The sequence below is a fragment of the Paenibacillus vietnamensis genome (genome assembly GCF_020169515.1).
GTDB classification, from domain to species: Bacteria; Bacillota; Bacilli; order Paenibacillales; family Paenibacillaceae; genus Pristimantibacillus; species Pristimantibacillus vietnamensis.
Genome location: NZ_JAHMHW010000001.1, coordinates 632721 through 653106, shown reverse-complemented (window position 1 = coordinate 653106; position 20386 = coordinate 632721). Strand labels below are relative to the sequence as shown.

At 57.6% G+C, this 20386-nt stretch carries 18 protein-coding genes; all 18 read right to left on the bottom strand.

Features of this window, described 5'->3' with window-relative positions:
- A complete protein-coding gene (gene rsgA / locus KP806_RS02775; RefSeq protein WP_224722015.1) occupies positions 1-972 on the bottom strand; it encodes a ribosome small subunit-dependent GTPase A in 972 nt (323 codons plus the stop codon).
- Positions 932-3031: a Stk1 family PASTA domain-containing Ser/Thr kinase gene (pknB, locus tag KP806_RS02770; RefSeq protein WP_224722014.1), complete on the bottom strand. Its 2100-nt coding sequence runs from the start codon at positions 3029-3031 to the stop codon at positions 932-934. Before pknB ends, rsgA begins: the two co-directional genes overlap by 41 nt.
- Before the next feature lie 5 nt (positions 3032-3036).
- Positions 3037-3798, bottom strand: a complete 762-nt coding sequence (locus KP806_RS02765) for a Stp1/IreP family PP2C-type Ser/Thr phosphatase (protein ID WP_224722013.1) — start codon at positions 3796-3798, stop codon at positions 3037-3039.
- Between the two features lie 7 nt (positions 3799-3805).
- Entirely contained in the window at positions 3806-4852 is a 1047-nt protein-coding gene (gene rlmN / locus KP806_RS02760) for a 23S rRNA (adenine(2503)-C(2))-methyltransferase RlmN (protein ID WP_224722012.1), read from the bottom strand.
- Positions 4853-4952: 100 nt separating this feature from the next.
- Positions 4953-6296, bottom strand: a complete 1344-nt coding sequence (gene rsmB / locus KP806_RS02755; protein ID WP_397376356.1) for a 16S rRNA (cytosine(967)-C(5))-methyltransferase RsmB — start codon at positions 6294-6296, stop codon at positions 4953-4955.
- Between the two features lie 146 nt (positions 6297-6442).
- Positions 6443-7393, bottom strand: a complete 951-nt coding sequence (gene fmt, locus KP806_RS02750) for a methionyl-tRNA formyltransferase (RefSeq protein WP_224722010.1) — start codon at positions 7391-7393, stop codon at positions 6443-6445.
- Positions 7394-7397: 4 nt separating this feature from the next.
- The gene (def, locus tag KP806_RS02745) at positions 7398-7883 is read right to left on the bottom strand and encodes a peptide deformylase (RefSeq protein WP_224722009.1); all 486 of its coding nucleotides are present in this window, start codon (positions 7881-7883) and stop codon (positions 7398-7400) included.
- Between the two features lie 42 nt (positions 7884-7925).
- Positions 7926-10418, bottom strand: a complete 2493-nt coding sequence (gene priA / locus KP806_RS02740) for a primosomal protein N' (RefSeq protein ID WP_224722008.1) — start codon at positions 10416-10418, stop codon at positions 7926-7928.
- On the bottom strand, positions 10408-11628 hold the full coding sequence (gene coaBC, locus KP806_RS02735) for a bifunctional phosphopantothenoylcysteine decarboxylase/phosphopantothenate--cysteine ligase CoaBC (protein ID WP_224722007.1): 1221 nt from the start codon (positions 11626-11628) through the stop codon (positions 10408-10410). Before coaBC ends, priA begins: the two co-directional genes overlap by 11 nt.
- 84 nt (positions 11629-11712) lie before the next feature.
- Complete coding sequence (locus KP806_RS02730; RefSeq protein WP_224722006.1) at positions 11713-12237, bottom strand: YfiT family bacillithiol transferase; 525 nt, start codon at positions 12235-12237, stop codon at positions 11713-11715.
- 75 nt (positions 12238-12312) lie between these two features.
- Positions 12313-12846: an NUDIX hydrolase gene (locus KP806_RS02725; RefSeq protein ID WP_224722005.1), complete on the bottom strand. Its 534-nt coding sequence runs from the start codon at positions 12844-12846 to the stop codon at positions 12313-12315.
- A 27-nt stretch (positions 12847-12873) separates the two neighbouring features.
- Entirely contained in the window at positions 12874-13059 is a 186-nt protein-coding gene (locus KP806_RS02720; RefSeq protein ID WP_224722004.1) for a hypothetical protein, read from the bottom strand.
- Positions 13060-13223: 164 nt separating this feature from the next.
- Complete coding sequence (gene rpoZ, locus KP806_RS02715) at positions 13224-13433, bottom strand: DNA-directed RNA polymerase subunit omega (protein WP_224722003.1); 210 nt, start codon at positions 13431-13433, stop codon at positions 13224-13226.
- A 16-nt stretch (positions 13434-13449) separates the two neighbouring features.
- Positions 13450-14067 (bottom strand): guanylate kinase, encoded by a 618-nt coding sequence (gene gmk / locus KP806_RS02710; protein ID WP_224722002.1) that lies wholly within the window; start codon positions 14065-14067, stop codon positions 13450-13452.
- 13 nt (positions 14068-14080) lie between these two features.
- Entirely contained in the window at positions 14081-14341 is a 261-nt protein-coding gene (gene remA / locus KP806_RS02705) for an extracellular matrix/biofilm regulator RemA (protein ID WP_005548256.1), read from the bottom strand.
- 330 nt (positions 14342-14671) lie between these two features.
- The gene (locus tag KP806_RS02700; RefSeq protein ID WP_224722001.1) at positions 14672-16567 is read right to left on the bottom strand and encodes a bifunctional homocysteine S-methyltransferase/methylenetetrahydrofolate reductase; all 1896 of its coding nucleotides are present in this window, start codon (positions 16565-16567) and stop codon (positions 14672-14674) included.
- Between the two features lie 29 nt (positions 16568-16596).
- The gene (dapF, locus tag KP806_RS02695) at positions 16597-17427 is read right to left on the bottom strand and encodes a diaminopimelate epimerase (RefSeq protein WP_224722000.1); all 831 of its coding nucleotides are present in this window, start codon (positions 17425-17427) and stop codon (positions 16597-16599) included.
- A 161-nt stretch (positions 17428-17588) separates the two neighbouring features.
- Complete coding sequence (locus tag KP806_RS02690; protein ID WP_224721999.1) at positions 17589-20372, bottom strand: calcium-translocating P-type ATPase, SERCA-type; 2784 nt, start codon at positions 20370-20372, stop codon at positions 17589-17591.
- Positions 20373-20386: the final 14 nt, after the last annotated feature.

Genomic DNA, 20386 nt, shown 5'->3' with positions numbered 1-20386 from the left:
TCAGTACCTCCGTTTTTTCTCTTTCATTTCGGCCATGAACAGCAAGTAATGCTCATGCCGGCTTGGCTCGATATCGCCGGCTTCGACGGCTGCCAGCACGGCGCAGCCGGGCTCGTGCACATGCGTGCAGCCTCTGAACTTGCATTCCGGCGAAAGCTCTCTCATTTCCACAAAACAGTAGCCCAAATCCTCAATCCCGAGCTCCGTGAAATCGAGCTGGCTGAAGCCCGGCGTATCCGCAACGAGTCCGCCTCCGATTTCAATCAGCTCTACATGTCTGGTCGTATGTTTTCCACGGCCAAGCCTGTTGCTGATCGCATTTGTTTCCAGCTCCAAACCGGGAACGATCGCGTTCAGCAAGGAGGATTTGCCTACGCCCGATTGGCCGGCAAAGACGGCTACATGCCCTTTAAGCCGCTCGTGCAGCGAATCGACTCCTTCGCCAAGGCGTGAGCTTGTACCGAAAACCTCGTAGCCTAGCTTCCGGTATATACGCTGAACGGAGGCGGCCGCAGCTTGCGCCTCCTCCGTTTCCAATCCGTCATTTTCAAGATCCTGCTTGCTCAGACAGAGCACCGCCGGAATGCCGGCGTGCTCGATATGAACAAGAAACTTGTCTAATAGCTGCAAATTGAGCGACGGCTCCGTCACCGAGAAAACGAGGATGGCCAAATCGACGTTTGCCACCGGAGGACGGATCAGCTCCGAAGTGCGAGGCAAAATTTCCTCGACGGTGCCTTCCCCGTTCTCCGTCAGGCTAAACATCACTTCGTCCCCTACAAGCGGTGAAATTCCTTTGTTTTTGAAGACTCCCCGGGCGCGGCACTGAACCGTCTCCGCTTTCGGCGTCGCATCCTCCGCGCGTACGTAATAATATCCGCTTAATGCTTTCACGATCGTCCCTTTCAACTGGACGCCGCTGCTTGCAGCATTAAGGCTGCTGCTGCTGCTCTTCTTGGTTTGCTTCCTCATCGGTTTCGTCAACCTCCGCTTGCGCCGGCTCTTCGGTAGGCGGCGGCTCTGCGCCCGGAATCGTGAGCGTAGATGAGTCGGCGCCTTGAGCCAGTTCTTCGTACGTAATGGATTTCCTATCGATGAATTGATTGTCGCGATAGACTGTAACTGTCGCTTCCGTGTCAGGCGCCAATACGACCGTGACAGGGAAGGTTTGCGTGCCTGTAATTTGCCGTTTGTCCCACTCGATGTCCTCGCCGCGGGCATCCGAATAAACGATGCGGATTTCGCTCGTTTTTCCTGCTTCGGCCGGAGAGATGACAATGTTGAAGAGGTGCTCCTTCGCATCCTTCGGCGGGCCGGAGCTTACCGTGATCGAAACTTTCGAGCCCTTGACCACCTGCTCCTTAGGCTCGAAAGGATTCTGGCTGATTACGTAGCCCTTCTGGTGAATATAGCTCGGCTCGTTCAAAATGTCGGCATCCTCCAGAACCAGCTCGCTTGCCTTGAGCAAATCCTTCGCCTCGTCGAGGCTGGTGCCGATCAGATTTGGCATCGGAACGGTTTCGCGCCCTTTGCTGACCATGAACGTAAACTCGGCCGTCTCCGGATCAAACTGCTCGCCGGCTCCCGGCGTCTGCTGCAGCACCGTCTCCGGCGTCTGCTCGTTAAATACGCGATCAATGTGGATCCTCTTGTCATCGACCCCGAGAGCGGTAAGCTCGTCGATTGCCGTCTGAATCGGCTTGCCGACGTAATCGCCAAGCTCCTCCAGCTCCGGTCCGTCGCTGACGGTCAGCTGAATCAGGGAGCCTTCCTTTACTCTCATGTTCATCTTCGTCTGGCTGATGACCTGATCGATAGGCACATCCTTGTTAAACTCGTGAATGACGGGGTCCTCGACCTTAAGCCCGGCCGCCTCGATCATCTGCCTTGCTTCCGCCTCCGTCCTGCCGACGACGTACGGTACTTCCACCTCCGCTACGTCCAGTCGGCCAAGCAGCCAAATAAAGCCCCAAATAATGAGCGCCAGGATAAGAAGCGTCACGCCTACGACGGTGAGCGGCTTTTTCCAGCCCCTCGGCTTCACGTATTCTTCTTCGCTTTCAATCAGCTGCGTGTCCGTATTCGAGCTAATGGCCGCCTCCATGCGTTCCTTCCCTGCATCAGGGAGCATTTCGGCGCGGATGGCGGGCATGACGCGTGTCTCCTCCATGTCATTAACGCTCGTGAACGTAATCTTCGGCTCATTCAGCCGGTCCGGATTCATGCAGCCCTCCAGAGCAAGCAGCATTTCGTGCGCCGAGCCGTAACGCTCGACCGGGTTTTTGCGCATCGCCTTCAGTATGACGTTCTCAACGCTTTGCGGAATGTGAGGATTAACCTTGCGCGGCTCCTCGAACGGCTCCTGCAAATGCTTAAGCGCCACGCTGATCGGGCTTTCACCCAGAAACGGAAGCTTGCCCGTCAGCATCTGGTAAAGCACGATGCCGAGCGAGTAGATATCCGATTTCTCGCCGGCGTTAATTCCCTTCGCATGCTCCGGGGAAAAATAATGCACCGAGCCGATAACCGAGCCGGTTTGCGTAATCGTAGACGAAGTGACCGCCCTCGCAATTCCGAAATCCGTTACCTTTACCCTTCCATTGTTGCCGATTAATATATTATGAGGCTTGATATCCCGATGAATAATATGATTCTGGTGCGCGTGGTCGAGTGCGTCGGCGATTTGTATGCCGATTCGCACCGCTTCGCTTGCCTGAAGCGGCGCCCGCTCCCCGATCACTTCGTTTAGGTTTTGCCCCTCCACGTATTCCATAACAATATAATGGTTATCGTCTTCCTGACCGACATCATAAATGCTTACTACGTTCGGATGAGAAAGCGCGGCTGCCGATTGCGCCTCGCGGCGGAAGCGGCGGATAAATTCCTCGTCATGGACGAATTGCTGCCGCAGCACCTTAACCGCTACCTTCCGGTTAAGGAGAACGTCATGCGCTTTATAGACGAGCGCCATTCCGCCGCCGCCGATGCGCGTCAAAATTTCATAACGACCGCCAAGGTCATGTCCGATCATACTCATCACCCCTCTCGATTCGCGGGAGACGCTTCCTGCAAAATAACGACGGTAATGTTGTCGTCACCGCCGGCATGCAGGGCGAGCTGAATGAGCTGGTCAGCCTTCGCTTCCAGCCCCAGCTGCTCCGACATGACCGTCTGCAGCATCTCCTGGTCGCTTACCATGTTCGACAAGCCGTCGCTGCAAAGCAGCAGTACGTCGCTTGACGACCAGTCGACCGCTTGAACGTCAATCTCGACGTGGGAATCGGTCCCTACTGCGCGGGTAAGCACGTTCCTTCTCGGATGACGGGCGGCCTCCTCCGGGCTTAGCTGCCCGGATTTGAGCAGCTCGTTGACGAGCGTATGGTCGTTCGTGATTTGCGTAATCATGCCTCCGGAGATTTTGTATGCCCGGCTGTCGCCGACATGTCCGATAATCGCTTTGTCCTTCCTCACTAACGCAGCGACAATCGTCGTCCCCATATTATGGTAGTGCTCGTTGCGGGAAGCCAGCTCATATACGGCGTCGTTCGCCTGCGATATCGCTTGGCGAATGAGCATTTTGCCTTCCTGCTCGGTAAGATCGTGCCGGAAAGTGCTGCGCTCAAGCATGCTCCGGAACGCATCAACCGCCTTCTGGCTCGCGACGTCCCCGGCTTGATGCCCGCCCATGCCGTCGGCGACGATGGCTAGCGTTATCCCGCCCTCGAGCTGGCCTACCCACGCCTGGTCCTCGTTCACTTGACGAACCCGTCCGATATCACTGCGGTTTGCCGTTAACAATCCGTCATCACCTCGCCTGGGACTCCATATGTTTCGCTCTTAATTGGCCGCAGGCAGCCGCAATATCATGCCCTTGCTCCCTGCGGATCGTGACGCTGACGTTGTTTCTCTCCAGCACACGCTGAAACTCGAAAATATCATCGCGCGACGTACGCACATATTTACGTTCGGGAACGTGGTTTACCGGAATCAGGTTCACGTGGCAAAGCATGTCCTTCAGCACCTCTGCCAGCTCCTGCGCATGTTCAGGACGGTCGTTGACACCGCCGATCAGCGCGTATTCAAACGTAATTCTGCGTCCGGTCTTCGCGATGTAATGGCGGCAAGCCGCCATCACGTCTTCGAACGGGAAGCGGCGGTTAACCGGCATCAGCTTCGAGCGGAGCGCATCGTTCGGCGCGTGTATCGATATCGCCAGGTTGATTTGCGTGTTCTCCTCAGCGAACTTGTAAATGCTCGGAACGATTCCGCTAGTCGAAACGGTAATGTGCCGTTGTCCGATATTGAGCCCCTTCTCATGAATCATCAGGCGAAGGAAGGTCATTGTAGCGTCATAATTCTCGAACGGCTCGCCGGAGCCCATAATGACGATGCTGGATACGCGTTCTCCCGTCGCGTCGAGCAGCTGCTGAGCCGTGACGACTTGGGCAACGATTTCGCCGGCCGTCAGATTCCGCTTCAGGCCGCCGAGCGTGGAGGCGCAGAACGTGCAGCCGATCCGGCAGCCGACCTGCGTCGTGACGCATATGCTGTTGCCGTAATTATGGCGCATAATTACCGTTTCGATCGCGTGCGAGTCGTGCAGGCCGAACAGAAACTTCACGGTGCCGTCCTTGGATTCGAACCTCGTAATTTCATTCAGCGTCAGCAGCTGAAAGTTGTCCTCCAGCTTGTCTCTCAGAGACTTCGGGAGGTTGGACATATCTTCAAAGCTCTTGACGCGCTTCACGTAAAGCCAGTCAAACAGCTGTCCTCCGCGGAACGCAGGCTCGCCGTTATCCTTCATCCACTGCTGAAGCTGCTCGAGCGTAAAATCATAAATACATGGTTTCATTTCATCACACCTGTGCCTTATAGTAGGGCGGTTTATAGGTAATCCGGGCCGCCATCGATTTATTTTACCACAAACGTCCAGTGTCAGCCATAAGCCCAATCTAGGCCCTTTTCACCATCCTGGCGATAAAAAAGCCGTCACTGTCAAAATGCTGCGGAAGAAGCTGCGCCTCCCCGGCAAACTCCCCCCGGACTACGCCCGCCTTCCGCAGCTGCTGGGCGATCGTCTCCGGCCAGCCCGCGTCCAGCTCAAATTCGGGATGCTCCCGCAAAAACCGGGCCACCTGCTCTTCGTTCTCGGCGGGCTCCATCGTGCAGGTGCTGTAAACAAGAACGCCGCCGGGACGTACGAGCCCGCATACGGCATCCAGCAGGCGCTGCTGGAGCGCTGCGATTTCCGTGACGTCGCCGGCCGTCTTCGTCCATTTGATCTCCGGTTTTCGCTTGATCACGCCAAAGCCCGAGCACGGGGCGTCAAGCAGCACCGCATCCATAGAACCCGGTTTAAACCGCTCGCCCAGCTTCATTGCATCTCCCGTGATGGCTTCCACATTACGAAGCTTCAAGCGCTCCGACTGCGCCGCGATCAGTTCGCGTTTGTGAGCATGCAGGTCATTGGCCCATACTTTGCCTTTGCCGCCCATCAATTCGGCCAGGTGGGTGCTCTTGCCGCCCGGCGCGGCGCAGCAATCGAGCACCTGCATGCCCGGCTGCGGCGCCACGACCTCTGCGACGAGCATGGAACTGATGTCCTGCATCGTCCAAAGCCCGTCCCGGAAGCCGTCCAGCTCCGTCAAGTTGCCGCCCCTCCGGACGATAATTCCGGCCGGCGCCGCCGCGGAGGGCTCCGCATCCAGGCCGTCTGCGCGCAGCCTTTCGATCAGTTCCCCGCGGCTGGTCCGCAGCGGATTAACCCGAATGCTGGCTGGCGGCTGGTCGTTGCCGGCTTCGCATATTGCCTCGGCCGTTTCCGCTCCATAAACCTCGATCCAGCGTCGGACGAGCCATTCGGGATAGGAATGGCGAAGCGCCGTTTGCTTCGCGGGATCCGGATCGGTAATGCCGGAAACCGTCAGCTCGGCGCGATTCCGGTCGATGCTCCGCAGCACGCCGTTGACCATTCCCGAAATGCCGGCGTGCCCGCGTTTTTTGGCGATCGCTACGGCTTCATTAACCGCGGCGTGAGCCGGAATGCGGTCAAGATAGAGCAGCTGGTAAGCGCTCATGCGCAGCAGCTGGTGTACCCAAGGCTCCAGCTTATGTATTCCTTTCGAAACGAAACGGCCCAGCCAATAATCGAGCGTCGCCTGCCTTTGGATCGTGCCGTATACCAGCTCCGTCACAAGACCTGCGTCCGCGCGCTGCAGCTGAGCCTCCTGCAGCGTCCGATTAAGCTGCAGATTGCTGTATGCTCCGGTTTGCGTCACCTTCACCAGCGTATCCATCGCCAGCTCGCGCGGCGATTTCGCCTTGCGCGGCGCTGCGCCGGAAGCAGCCTGGCCGCTTCCGCCAGGAGGACGTCTGCGCGGACGTCCGGCGCCCGCCTTCGGGGAGGAGGCGCGGGTGTCATTCGGATTTCGGCCTTCTTCCGTCATGCCGCACCTCCGTCGCCGAACAGGGTTCCCGTTTCGAGCCTGGCGCCCTTCAGCCAGTCCGCCGCGTTCATCATCCGTTTGCCGGCCGGCTGAATATCCTTCAGCACGAGAACCCCGTCGCCGGTCTGTACGCGGATGCCGCTTGCGTCAGCGCCAAGCACCGTACCGGGCGCCGCGTCGGCACGCCCGCCCCCGTCCTGGACAGCGCAGGTCCAAACCTTGAACACCTCGCCGTGCAGAAACGTAAATGCGCCGGCCATCGGCGACAAGCCCCGCACCTGGTTGAAGAGCTGCCGTGCGGATTTGCCCCACTCGATGCGCTCGTCGTCGCGGGTCAGGTTCGGCGCATATGTGGCGAGCTCGTTCTGCTGCGGCACCGCTGCCGCTTCGCCCGCTATGATCGAAGGCAGCGTCGCGCCCAGAAGCTCCGCTCCGGCCGCGCTAAGCTTCTCGAACATAGTGCCCGAGGTATCCTCGTCCGTGATCGGAAGCTCGACGGAGCTGATCATGTCGCCCGTGTCGAGGCCTTCCGCCATATACATGATCGTAACGCCGGTCGAGCTTTCGCCATTGATAATGGAGCGCTGAATCGGCGCACCGCCGCGGTATTTCGGCAGCAGCGAGCCATGCACGTTGATACAGCCGAGTCGAGGCAGGTCCAGCACCGCCTTCGGTAAAATTTGCCCGTAAGCTGCCGTAACGATCAGGTCGGGCTCATACTCGGCCACAGCAGCAACCGCTTCCGCACTCCTCATACGCTCAGGCTGCAGCACCGGCAGCCCAAGCGACAACGCCGCTTCCTTTACAGGCGGCGGCGTCAGCGTTTTTTTGCGGCCCTTCGGCCTATCGGGCTGGGTAACGACAGCGACTACGTCATAGTTCTGCTCCACAAGCAGCTTTAAAGAAGGGACGGCAAATTCCGGCGTCCCCATAAATACGATTCGCATGAAGCTATTCGCCGCCTTTTCTCTGTCTTTCGGTAATATCGAAAACGTTTTGCGCCAAATCCGTGAACAGGATACCGTTCAGATGATCGACCTCATGCTGGAACGCGCGCGCGAAATAGCCCCTCGCCTCGACGGTTATCGGCTGTCCGCTGCTGTCCTGCCCCTTGACGACGATGCGTTCGGAACGCAGAACATCCCCGTTCAAATTCGGGATGCTCAGACAGCCCTCAGGTCCGAGCTGCTCGCCCTCCTGCTCCACGATAACCGGATTCACCATCTCGACGAGGCCGTTCTCGTCCCCGACATCGACGACGATAACGCGCTTGGAAATGCCGATTTGCGGGGCGGCGAGGCCGACGCCTTCGGCATCGTACATCGTATCCGCCATATCCTTCAGCAGCTTTTTCAAATTATCGTTAAATTTCGTTACTTCCTTGGCCACTTCCCGCAGTACCGGATCCGGCTCTTTCACAATAATACGGATACTCATTGTATTCCCTTCCTTTGCGCTCATTAAAATAGTAATAGCTATTTATAATATAACTTGCGGATCGACGTCAATACTGAATTGGACCTGCCGCTGCGGAGGGCCTTCCGTGAACGGAACGAGCACCCTGCGGACGAGAGCCGACGCATCGATGTTTCCCCGATATTTTATCACACATTGAAAACGGTAGCGATCTTTCATTCTAGCTATAGGCGAGGCGACCGGGCCCAGCACCTCCAACGCTCTGCCGAAGCCGCTGGCAAGCGGCAGGAGGACTCCCTCATGCTCGGCCAGCTCGCGCAGCGCGGCGGCAAAACGGTCGCATACCGCCGACAGCAGCGGCAGCTGCTCGTGAGACATCGTGATCAGAATGAGCCGGCAGTACGGCGGATAGCCAAGAGCTCCCCGGTGGCGCAGCTCCTCGTTCACGAAAGCCGCATAATCGTGCTTTTGCGCCGTTACGATCGCATAATGCTCGGGCGAATAGGTCTGAACGACAACCTCTCCCGGCAGATGATGCCTCCCGGCACGGCCCGCTACCTGCGTTAAGAGCTGAAACGTCCGCTCAGCAGACCTGAAATCCGGCAGGTTAAGCGATGTGTCGGCGGCAATGACCCCTACCAGAGTAACGTATGGAAAATCGAGCCCCTTCGCCACCATCTGGGTTCCCAGCAGCACGTCCGCTTTGCGCTCGCCAAACTGCTTCAGAAGCTTCTCGTGCGAGTTTTTCTCCGTCGTCGTATCCACGTCCATCCGGATGACCCGGATGCCGGGGAACAGCTTCGCCAGCTCCTCCTCGACCTTTTGCGTTCCCGTCCCGAAATACCGGATGTGCTCGCTTTCGCATGCCGGGCAAGTCGCCGGGGCTTGCTCGGCATGCCCGCAATAATGGCAGCGCAGCGCGCGCGTCTTCTGGTGATAGGTCAGCGAGATGTCGCAGTGGGGACAGGCAGCCGTATAGCCGCATGACCGGCACATGACGAACGTCGAATATCCGCGCCGGTTGAGCAGCAGCACGGACTGCTCGCCTCGCTCGAGACGTTCGGCGAGCGAGCGGTGAAGCAATCGGCTGAACATGGAGCGGTTGCCCTCCTTCAGCTCCTCGCGCATATCGACCACCGTCACCGGCGGCATCGGCCGCCCGCCGACGCGGTCCGGCATCGGAAGGAGCGCCTGCTCCCTCCCCTGATCCCTGGAGGCTTGCGGCCGGCTGGCCGCGGCGAACGTTTCGAGCGAGGGTGTCGCCGAGCCCAGCACGACCGCTGCGCCGTGCTGCCTCGCCCGCCGTACCGCAACGTCCCGCGCATGGTATTTTGGACTTTCTTCCTGCTTATAGGACGATTCATGCTCTTCATCGATAATAATGAGGCCGATCCTCTCGAACGGCGCAAAAATGGCAGACCTCGCCCCGATCGCGACCTGGACGCGGCGGTTTCTTATTTTGCGCCATTCGTCGTAGCGCTCCCCGTTCGAGAGCCTGCTGTGCAGCACGGCTACCGCGTCCCCGAACCGTCCCTTGAACCGCTCGACCATTTGCGGAGTCAGCGAAATTTCCGGCACGAGCACGATCGCCTGCTTGCTCTGCTCGAGGCAAAATTGGATCGATTGCAGGTAAACCTCGGTTTTGCCGCTGCCGGTTACTCCATGGAGCAGCATCGTTTGCGGGACTCCTTCGCCGATCACCCGTCTGATTCGGGAGTATACCTCCTCTTGTCCTGCGGTAAGCGGAAGTGGAGCCGTCCGCTCAAATTCGCGGCCCGCATACGGATCACGCTGCGTCTCCACCTCGCGCAGAATAAGAAGCCCTTTGTCCGCAAGCGAGCGGACGCTGGCGGCAGAGCCTCCTGTCTCGGCCAGCAAAGCCTGAAGCGGTACGGGAGCGCCATGCTCCAGCATCCGGGCGAGCAGCTCTCGCTGCTTGGCGGCTCTTGCCGGCAGCTTCACCATCGCCTCGCGAACCTCTTCTGCGCCTTCGGGGACGAATACCGTCAGCACCTTACGGACCGCCAGCCTGTCGCGGATCGAGGTTTGCTCAGCGAGCGTGCCGGTGCGCAGAGCCGCCTTCACCGGTCCCGCATAATTAGGGAACCGCGCCAGGAGCGCGTCCAGCTTAACAAGCTTCGCACTGCCGACAAGCCATTCCAGCAGCTCCGGAGGAAGCTCTTCCGCAGCGGCCTCCTCATCCTGAATGCCGACAAGCCGCTCGGCCTTCCCCTTGAGCGCCGCCGGAATCATCGCCTGAAGAGCCGTCGTCCAGGAGCAGCAATATTTGTCGCTGAGCCATTTTGCCAGCTCGACCAGGTCCGGGAGCAGCGGCGGGACGGGGTCGAGCAGCTCGGATACGGGCTTTAGTCTCTTGACATCGATATCCGTCTCCTCCGCCAGCCCCGTAACGAACCCTTGCAGCACCCTGCCGCCGAACGGAACGCCGACGCGGCTGCCGACCTCGATCCATTTCCGCATGGACAAAGGCACCTCATAGTCAAACGGCCGATCCGTCTGGCGGCTCGGCACGTCAACAATCACTTTAGCGATCATGCTTACTTCCCTCCGGCCGCGCCAGCCTGTCCCCGATCAGCTCGAGAAGGCGGGAAGCGACCTCGCGTTTGGACATGATGGGAAGCGCTTCTACGAGCCCTTCCTCGCCAAACACCTGAACGATGTTCGTGTCTCCGTTAAAGCCGGCGCCTTCCATGCTTACGTCGTTGGCCACGACGAGATCGCAATGCTTGCGGCGGAGCTTATCCATCGCATATCGGGCGACCTGCTCCGTTTCCGCCGCGAAGCCTACAAGAAATTGATGCGTCTTGCGCCTTCCTAGCGTTTCCAGAATATCGGTTGTCCGCTCCAGCTCCAGCACGAGACGCTCGCCGTTTTTCTTCAGCTTCTGCCCGCTTATGTTCACCGCCCGGTAATCCGCTACGGCAGCGGCTTTAATGACGATATCCATATCGTCGTATTCGGCCGTGACAGCCTCAAGCATTTGCTCGGCGGATTCCACGCGAACGACATGCACGCCCGCGGGAGGCGGAGCGATCGTGCGCCCGGCGACCAGCGTTACCTCCGCACCCATCAGCTTAGCCGCTTCGGCGATCGCGAACCCCATCTTGCCGGAGGAATCGTTCGTCAAATATCTGACGGGATCGAGCCTCTCCATCGTACCTCCTGCCGTGACGAGTACACGTTTGCCGGCAAGGCTGCGGCTCCGGGCAAACCAGGCTTCGACAGCGTCGGCGATTTCCTCCGGCTCCGCAAGCCTGCCTTTGGCAACATACCCGCATGCCAGCTGACCCGTACCGGGTTCAACGAACATCGCACCGCGGGACGCAAGCAGTTCCAGATTGCTTACGACTGCAGGGTGCTCGTACATATGCACGTTCATGGCGGGAGCGATCAGCACAGGGCAAGTTGCCGCCAGCAAAGTCGTGCTCAGCATATCGTCGGCATGCCCCCCTGCGAGCTTCGCGATTGCGTTAGCCGTCGCAGGGGCAATGACGATCAAATCCGCATGATCCGCCAAATGGATGTGGGAGACGACGGATGGATCCCGTTCGTCGAATGTATCCGTATACACCGGATTGCGGGATAACGTTTGCAATGTCAGCGGCGTAATAAATTTTGTCGCCGATTCCGTCATAATGACATGAACCTTCGCGCCGGCCTGAACAAGCTTGCTGCAAAGCGCGGCGCCTTTATAGGCGGCGATTCCGCCCGTTATGCCCAATATGATCGATTTTCCTGTCAGCATGGTGTGTCTCCTATCCCAAGTGTAAACAGCTGAAGCCGCTTTTCGGAGGCTCAGCATATGTATCACGGCACGAGGCCGCGAGAGCTACCAGTCCTTGCGGTCCCTTAAGCTCGTAATATGCGCGACATGATGCTTACCGTGCCACGCGACGAATCCGAGAAAATAGGCCAGCCCGATTTGGCTGCCTTGCTCCGGGTGGTAGAACATTTTTTCGAAATCGGAGGTTTCCATCGAGCGCAGCAGCAGCACCCATCTAGCGTAAATGCCCTCTACGATCGCCAGACTGATGGCCGGCGAGGCATGCAGACTGTCTGCCGTCATTGCCCAACGCTCCTCCTCGAACGGCTTGATCGTCGGGTTGGATTCCGTGAGCGCAAGCTTAAAGCGTGTAAAACAGTTCATCGCCGCGTCCGCGATATGATGCGCAACCTGGCGCGCCGTCCATCCCCCGCTTCGGTACGGCGTGTCAAGCTGCTCGTCGTCCAGACCTTCAAGCGCGGCCCTCAGCTGGCCGGGGAGCTTCTCGATTTCCTCGATCCACTGCTCCCGCTGCTTAACGGTCATTCCTGCATAAGAATATCTGCCAATCGGATAACGTAATTTGTCCATTCCGTCCCCTCCTGTTCAAGATTCTTGCCACGCTAATCCACCTATTATCATACCATACGGAACCCCAAAAACTAACTATTGCTTTTGCCGGCGGATCTGATCGGCAAGCCGATAAAGCTCGGCAATGTCCTGCCTTCCGATGCTGTTAAACCTGTTGACCGCCTCGTCGATATCGACGAGCTCCACGGCAATCACCTGTTCTCCGTCAGGAGGATTAAGCGGCTTGCCTACGAGGCGGACCTCCCCATAGCCGATGAGACGCACGAAATCGGGATGCGGAATATGCGGGCGGTACGGCTCTTTCGCGAACGAATGGCATTTGAAGCAGCCGAATGGCTCATAGGTGACAAGCTCCGCTCCAAGCTCCTCCATGACCTCGCGCTCCAAAGCGCGCAGATGATGCTCGCCCGGCTCGAGGGTGCCTCCGGCAAGCTCCCACTTTCCGTTATCGATTTTCATGACGACATAACGGTCCCCTACCGTCGGGATAATGCTGATATTGCTGATAGACGCTTCGTCTACATTGAAATCAAGCGAGAAGCAGTTTTCCACGAATCCCATTACAATCCCTTTGGACAGAACGGGAAATGTGCTTAATTCGTTGTGCATGCGTACAAACTTCCTCTTCTTTATTTATTATTGAACTATGAACTGTATAACTCCGATTCCGACAAGCATAACAAAAAAAACGATCAAAAAGGCGACCGAAAAGCTTTGCCAGCCTGGTCTTGCCTGCCGTTTCTCCGCCTGGAGCCGTTCAACTTTGTGTTCAAGCCGCTCCAGCGATTCCTTTAAATCGCGAATTTCCCGCTCTTCCGCCATCGAAAAACGCCTCCCCGCTTGACCGGAAATGTGATTACAATAGTTTACCAAATGACGCTTGCTTTTTGTAGTCCGCTGCTGCGGATGAAGCTGCCGCTACAAAAAAAGGACTGCAAGCTGTCGCCAGTTTGCAATCCCTTTCCCGTTACTATAGTACATGAAGACTATTCCTCTTTCGAAGGAACCTTCTCCACCTGAAGCAGCTCGCCGTAAATTTCCTCCAGCGCTACACCGACAAACTTGCGGGAGCGCGGGTTGCGGAGCTCGGACTTGTCGCCGTTGCGCAGCATGCGTGCGCGTCTGGAAGCCGCAACGACCAGCGTGTATTTGCTGTCAACCTTTTTGACCATTTCATCGATGGATGGGTACAACATAGTTCATTCTCCTCACTCATGCTTTCTCGATAGCTGCCACCATATCCGATACATAAGGGATGAATCGGTCTCTACGGCAATGCTCGGCAATAATAATGCTGCGAATCCGGTCGCAGGCGGCATCGATTTCATCGTTCAACACCGCATAATCGTAATGTCGCAGCAAGTTCATCTCTTCAACGGCAACGGTCATCCGATTGTTAATCGTATCGAGAGACTCCGTGCCGCGTCCGGTAATGCGCTGCTTGAGCTCATCCAAAGAAGGAGGCAATAAAAAAATGAAAATGCCGTCCGGGAACTTCTGCTTAACCTTTAAAGCTCCCTGAACCTCAATTTCCAATATGACGTCCTTGCCGCTCGCCAGCGTACGGTCGACAAATTCGCGCGGCGTTCCATAATAGTTGCCTACATACTCGGCATGCTCAAGCAATGCGTCGCGTGCGATCATATCCTGGAACTGCTCCTTGGACTTAAAAAAATAATTAACGCCGTCGACCTCGCCCTGTCTTGGAGCTCTGGTCGTGGCCGATACCGAATAAACCAAATCGGGCACCTTGTTTCGCAGAACGGAGCATACCGTCCCCTTTCCGACTCCCGAAGGACCGGACAATACAATTAGCAATCCTTTATCCATATGACTCCCCGTACTATTCGTCGTTATCGTCGTCCTTGGTGGACAACCGGTGCGCAACCGTCTCCGGCTGAACTGCTGATAAAATAACATGGTCGCTGTCGGTAATAATTACAGCGCGCGTCCTGCGGCCATATGTCGCGTCAATGAGCATATGCCTGTCCCGTGCTTCTTGAATGATCCTCTTAATCGGAGCCGATTCCGGGCTTACGATTGAAATAATGCGATTCGCAGATACGATATTACCGAATCCGATATTAATAAGTTTAATAGCCAAGCCTGGTTCCTCCTCCGCCCACGGTCTATCCTGTGCAGCTGTCTTTACAAAGCTATTGTTTATTATAAATGCGAATACGACAAGTTAGGGTTCACGTCAAATACCGACAGAACTACTGCACTATTGTTGACGAAAAAAGTGCGGTGCATACTTCTTGATCCGGCACGCCGTGCGCTTTAGACCCCAAATTTAGGGTTTGCGAAGGCGGCCCGCTCCGAGTATGGCAACCGTATCCATGCTTTATTTTAATTGATTTTAGGCGATCGAACAAGAGAAAATGCGAAAACAAGCAAAAAAGCCTGTTTTTCGCATCTATTTTTTCGATATTGGTTAAAAACGCTCCGTTTTCTGCCACACGTACTGTGTAAGCTGAACGCCCATATCGTAGAACATAAACGGCGTAATCAAGTAAATCCCTTTGAAATGCGGCAAGGCCGCATCGAGCAGCTCCTTGGCGATTTGCACGCCTTCGGCGCGCCCGGCTTCGCCTTCAAGACCGGCCATCCGCCGGCGAACCTCGTCGGACAGCTGAATGCCTGGCACCTCATTATGCAAGTATTCCGCATTCCGGCCGCTGGCCAGCGGCATAATGCCGATGAACACCGGCACGGACAGGTGCGCGGTCGCCTCGGCAACGCGAACGATCAAGGCCGGATCGTAGACAGGCTGCGTCATAATGTAATCCGCGCCCGATTTGATTTTGCGTTCGAGCCGCTGCACCGCTTTGTCCAAATGTTTCACGTTCGGGTTGAACGCGGCGCCGACGACGAAGTTGGCTTTTTGCTTCAGCGGCTTCCCCGAGAAGGCCGTGCCTTCATTAAGCTGCTTGATCATCCGGATCATCTCGAACGAAGTAAGGTCATAGACCGAGCTGGAATCCGGCAAATCGCCGAACCTGGCCGGGTCTCCGGTAACAGCGAGCACGTGGTCGATATCGAGCGCATCAAGGCCCATCATATGGGACTGCGTTCCGATGAGATTGCGGTCCCTGCACGCGATATGAACGAGCGGCCGGATGCCCACTCTTTCCTGCACGAGCGCGGCCAGCGCGATGTTGCTCATGCGCGTAACCGCAAGCGAATTGTCCGCCATCGTCACCGCGTCCGCCTTCGCCGCCTTCAGCGCGGCAGCGCCGTCCATAAACTTGCGGATATCCAGGTCCCGCGGCGGGTCGAGCTCGACGATGACCGTATGCCGCTGCTTCACGAGATCGACAATCGTTGGCTCGCGGTCAGCCGGCTTCTCCTTTACGTCAGCGGCGGATGGCTGCCCGGACTCCTTGCCGGCCGGCTTAACTTCGATCCGCTCCGCTTGTTCGGCTGCGGCCCCTGCCGCCTGTCCGGCTTGCGGGGCTTGCGGAACGTAACCGTTCAACGCCGCGGCCATAGCCGCGATATGCTCCGGCGTCGTCCCGCAGCAGCCGCCGATGATCCTTGCGCCGCGGTCGGCGAACCGTCTGGCCGTCTCCGCAAAATATTCGGGGCCGGCGGAATAGCTATATTTGCCGTCGATGTAATCCGGAATACCCGCATTCGGATAGACGGACAACGGCAAGCCGACCGTCCCTTCGATCGAATCGATCGCCCGCATAATCCCGGTCGGGCCGCTTCGGCAGTTAAAGCCGACGACGTCGGCCCCATCCTGCTGAAGCGTGTCGAACGCCGATTTCATGCCGTTGCCTTCCTGCGTGCGGCCGACATCCTCTACCGCAAACTGGCAAATGACAGGCAGGTCGGTCGCAGCGCGGGCGATGCGGAGCGCAAGCCGCATTTCCTCCAAATCGTAAAACGTCTCGAGCAGGATACCGTCGACCCCTTCATCGAGCAGGGCATGCATTTGACGCTCATAGGCTTCGGTAACCTTAACAGTGCGCAGGTTTTTCAGCTTGCCGTCCCGTATCGAGCCGACCGCGCCGACGACGTAGGCGTCGGCTCCGGCTCCCGCGCGGGCGGCCCTCACGCCGGCGCGGTTGATCGCTTCCATGTCGCCCTCCAAACCGTATTTCGAGAGCTTCTCCAAATTGGCGGAAAACGTATTCGTCTCGATTACGCGGGCGCCTGCCTCGTAATACCTGCGGTGAATGTTCTCTATCACATCAGGACGCAAAATATTGAATTCCTCGTAAGAAACGCCGACAGGGAACCCCATCTGATAAAGATAGGTTCCCATCGCCCCGTCCCCGGTCAAGATACGCTGCTTGAGCGCTTCCCGCAAATCCGGTTTCATATTTGTCATACCACCCATCTGCGTTTGCTTTACAGGGTGCCGCGGAAGACTACCGCGGCAGGGCCCGTCATGTAAACGTGGTTGTCCGCTTCATTCCACTCGATAAGAAGATCTCCGCCTTTAAGCGAGACGGTCGCCGTCCGGTCCGTAGCGCCAGTCAATACCGACGCCACGACGGTTGCGCAAGCGCCTGTGCCGCAAGCAAGCGTCGGTCCGGCTCCGCGTTCCCATACCCGCATGTCGGTGTGCGTACGCGAATTGACCGTTACGAATTCGACGTTGATCTTGCGCGGGAACAGCGGATGCGTTTCGAGCTTCGGCCCCCATGCTGCAAGATCAAAATTCACGGCGTCTTCCACATAGATAACGCAGTGCGGGTTGCCCATCGACACAGCCGTGAAACGGAACTCGCGGCCGTCCACTTCGATCGGATGCTCGATGACTCGCTCGGCGTCGATCGTCGTCGGAACCTGCAGGCCGTTCAAAATCGGCTCGCCCATATCGACGCGCACGGTCGCGACTTGTCCGTCCTGTACCGTGAGCTGTACCTTTTGCGCGCCGGCGCCAAGCGTCTCGATCGTAATTTCCTCTTTATCGGTCAAGCCGTTATCGTAAACGTATTTCGCTACGCAGCGAATCGCGTTGCCGCACTGCTCGGCCTCGGAGCCGTCGGAATTGATGATGCGCATGCGGAAATCGGCAATTTCCGAAGGCAGGATATAGACGAGACCGTCAGCTCCAATGCCGAAAAACCGGTTGCAAAGCTGGACGGCAAGCTCGGCCGCATTGTCCGGAAGCTGCCGCTCGCCTGCGAAAACGATAAAATCATTGCCTAAACCATGCATCTTCGTAAAATTCATATAAATGCTCTCTCCTCGTCTTCTCTTATGCTGCAAGCAAAAACGGGCTGCAGCCGAACCGAGGCAGCAGCCCGTTTTTTGCGGTGTTTTTTTCATACTAGCATACCGCAAAGCCGGAAGAAACGCTATTCATAATTTGTATCAACTTTTGCATTTTTATGTCATCTGGAAGCCGTCTGCGGCCCGGCCGGCCATTTGGTGCCCGTTTTTTTCTTCTTCGGCTTGCCGAGCACGCTGCCGATTCCCATCAGGAAAGTCGGAATGCCCGCGGCTACGAATACGAGACACCATTCGCGGAAGCCGATCGGAACGGTTTTGAATATAGGCTGCAAAGCTTCGATGTACAGCACGCCGATCATCAGCAGCAGGGACGAAATGACCGCCAGCACCAAATATTTGTTCTGAAGCGGATTGCGGTGAAAGACCGAACGGGAGCTCCGGCAGTCGAAAACGTGAATGAGCTGCGCCATAACCAGCGTCGCAAACGCGACCGTCTGAGCCTTGATCAGCTGATCCGCATGGCCCTGACCTTCTACTAAAGTAATCCAGAAGGCTCCGAGTGTGCAGACACCGATCAGAATACCCCGGCTAATAATTTTCCAGCCTAGCCTGCGGGAGAAAATGCTTTCCTTCGCGGAGCGGGGCTTCTGCTGCATCAAGTCCTTCTCCGCCTGGTCGACTCCCAGCGCCATCGCCGGCAGGCCGTCCGTTACCAGATTGACCCACAAAATTTGGATCGGTACGAGCGGCAGAGGCAGGCCGGCCATCATCGCAAGGAACATGACCAGAATTTCGCCGACATTCGAAGCGAGCAGATAGCGGATAAATTTCCGGATATTTTCGTAAATGCCGCGGCCCTCCTCAATCGCGGCAACGATCGTCGAGAAATTATCGTCACTAAGCACAAGAGCTGAAGCTTCCTTCGATACGTCGGTGCCTGTAATGCCCATCGCAATCCCGATATCCGCCGCCTTTATCGCCGGAGCGTCGTTTACGCCGTCCCCCGTCATCGCGACGACATGCCCTTGGCGCTGCAGCGCCTTTACGATCCGAAGCTTATGCTCGGGCGAAACGCGTGCGTACACGTAAATGTTATCGACAAGCCGGTCAAGCTGTTCGTCCTCCATCGCCTCCAGCTGCTTTCCGCTTACGGCGATGCCGCCGCGGGGCATAATGCCGAGCTGGGCCGCAATCGCTTCGGCAGTCAGCTGATGGTCGCCGGTAATCATGACCGTCTTAATGCCGGCTCTGCGGCACGTCGCGATCGCTTCCTTCACTTCCCTCCTCGGCGGATCGATCATCCCCGCGAGCCCGACGAATACGAGCTGGCACTCCGCGTCGGCTTCCTTCTCGCAGGCTTCGCCCGGCCGCAGGTCGCGATAAGCGAGTCCGAGCACACGCAGCGCCGATTGGGCCATCGCCTCGCCGGCTTCCGCGCATTTGCGCTTCAGCGTCGCGGTGAACGGCACGACCTTGCCGTCCCACAGCACGTAGGCGCAATGCTCCATCAGCATGTCGGGAGCGCCCTTCGTGCAGATCAGCCTGCCGCCCTGATGGGCGACGACCACCGACATCCGTTTCCGCTCCGAATCGAACGGGAACTCCTTTTCGCGCTTGTACAGCGGCTCCAGCTGCTTGGCCGAGCTGCCGAGCTTGGCAGCCAGTACGGCCAGCGCGCCTTCCGTCGGATCCCCCTTCATGATCCATTCCTCATGAGACTCCTTGCTTTTGCGCTTCTTCGGCTCCTCCGCCTCCGCCTGCATCAGCTGGGCGTTGTTGCACAAAGCGCTAACCTGCAGAAGCCGCTTGATCGACAAATCGTGCTTTATATCAAGCTCTTTGCCATCCTCGTAAATGGCGCCGGCCGGCACATAGCCTTCGCCGCTGACTTCCATCCGCCTGCCGCCCAGCCAAACGTGGGTAACGGTCATTTTGTTCTGGGTCAGCGTGCCGGTTTTGTCCGAGCATATGACCGATGCGCAGCCAAGCGTTTCGACAGAGGGCAGCTTCCTGACAATCGCCTTACGCTTGATCATACGCTGAACGCCAAGCGCGAGCGCGATCGTGACAATCGCCGGCAGCCCTTCCGGAATAGCGGCGACCGCCAGGCTGACACCGGCCAAAAACATTCCGTATGTCGGCTGCCCGTGTAAAATGCCCGCTAAGACGACCAGCACCGTTAAGGCAACCGCTACGACGATCAAAATTTTTCCGAGCTGCTCGAGCCTGTGCTGCAGCGGCGTCTCCATCGCCTCGGTCTGCTCGATGAGCCCGGCGATTTTCCCCATTTCGGTGTCCATTCCCGTACGGACGACAATCCCTTTTGCCGTCCCCCTCGTCAGCATGGTTCCCATAAAACCGACGTTGCGCTGGTCGCCGAGCGGAAGCTCGGGTTCGTCGATCACGTCGGCATGCTTGCCGACGGGCACCGATTCCCCGGTGAGCGCCGACTCCTCCACGTAACAGCTGTTGGCCTCGAACAGACGCAAATCGGCCGGGATCCGGTCGCCGCTCTCCAGGTAGATGATATCCCCCGCGACAAGCTCCTTGGCGGGAATCGTCATCAGCTCTCCTCCTCGCAGCACCTTCGCCGAAGGGGCGGACAACTCCTTCAGCGCGCGCAGCGAGCGCTCCGCCCGGAACTCCTGGGCAAAGCCGAGCACCGCATTAATAACGATGATCGCGATGATCGTAATGGCATCCAAATATTCGCCGAGCAAGCCCGAAATCAAGGTAGCCCCCATGAGGACGAGCACCATAAAATCCTTAAATTGATTCAGAAACAAAATAACCGGCGATACGCGCTTGCCCTCGGACAGTTCGTTTCGCCCGTTTTGCTCAAGCCGCTTCGCCGCTTCAGCCGTATTCAGCCCCTTCTCAGGAGAGCTTGCCAGCATTTGGGCCAGCTCGCCGGTCCCCATTTGATGCCATTTCACTTGTTCCATGGTATAACTCCCTT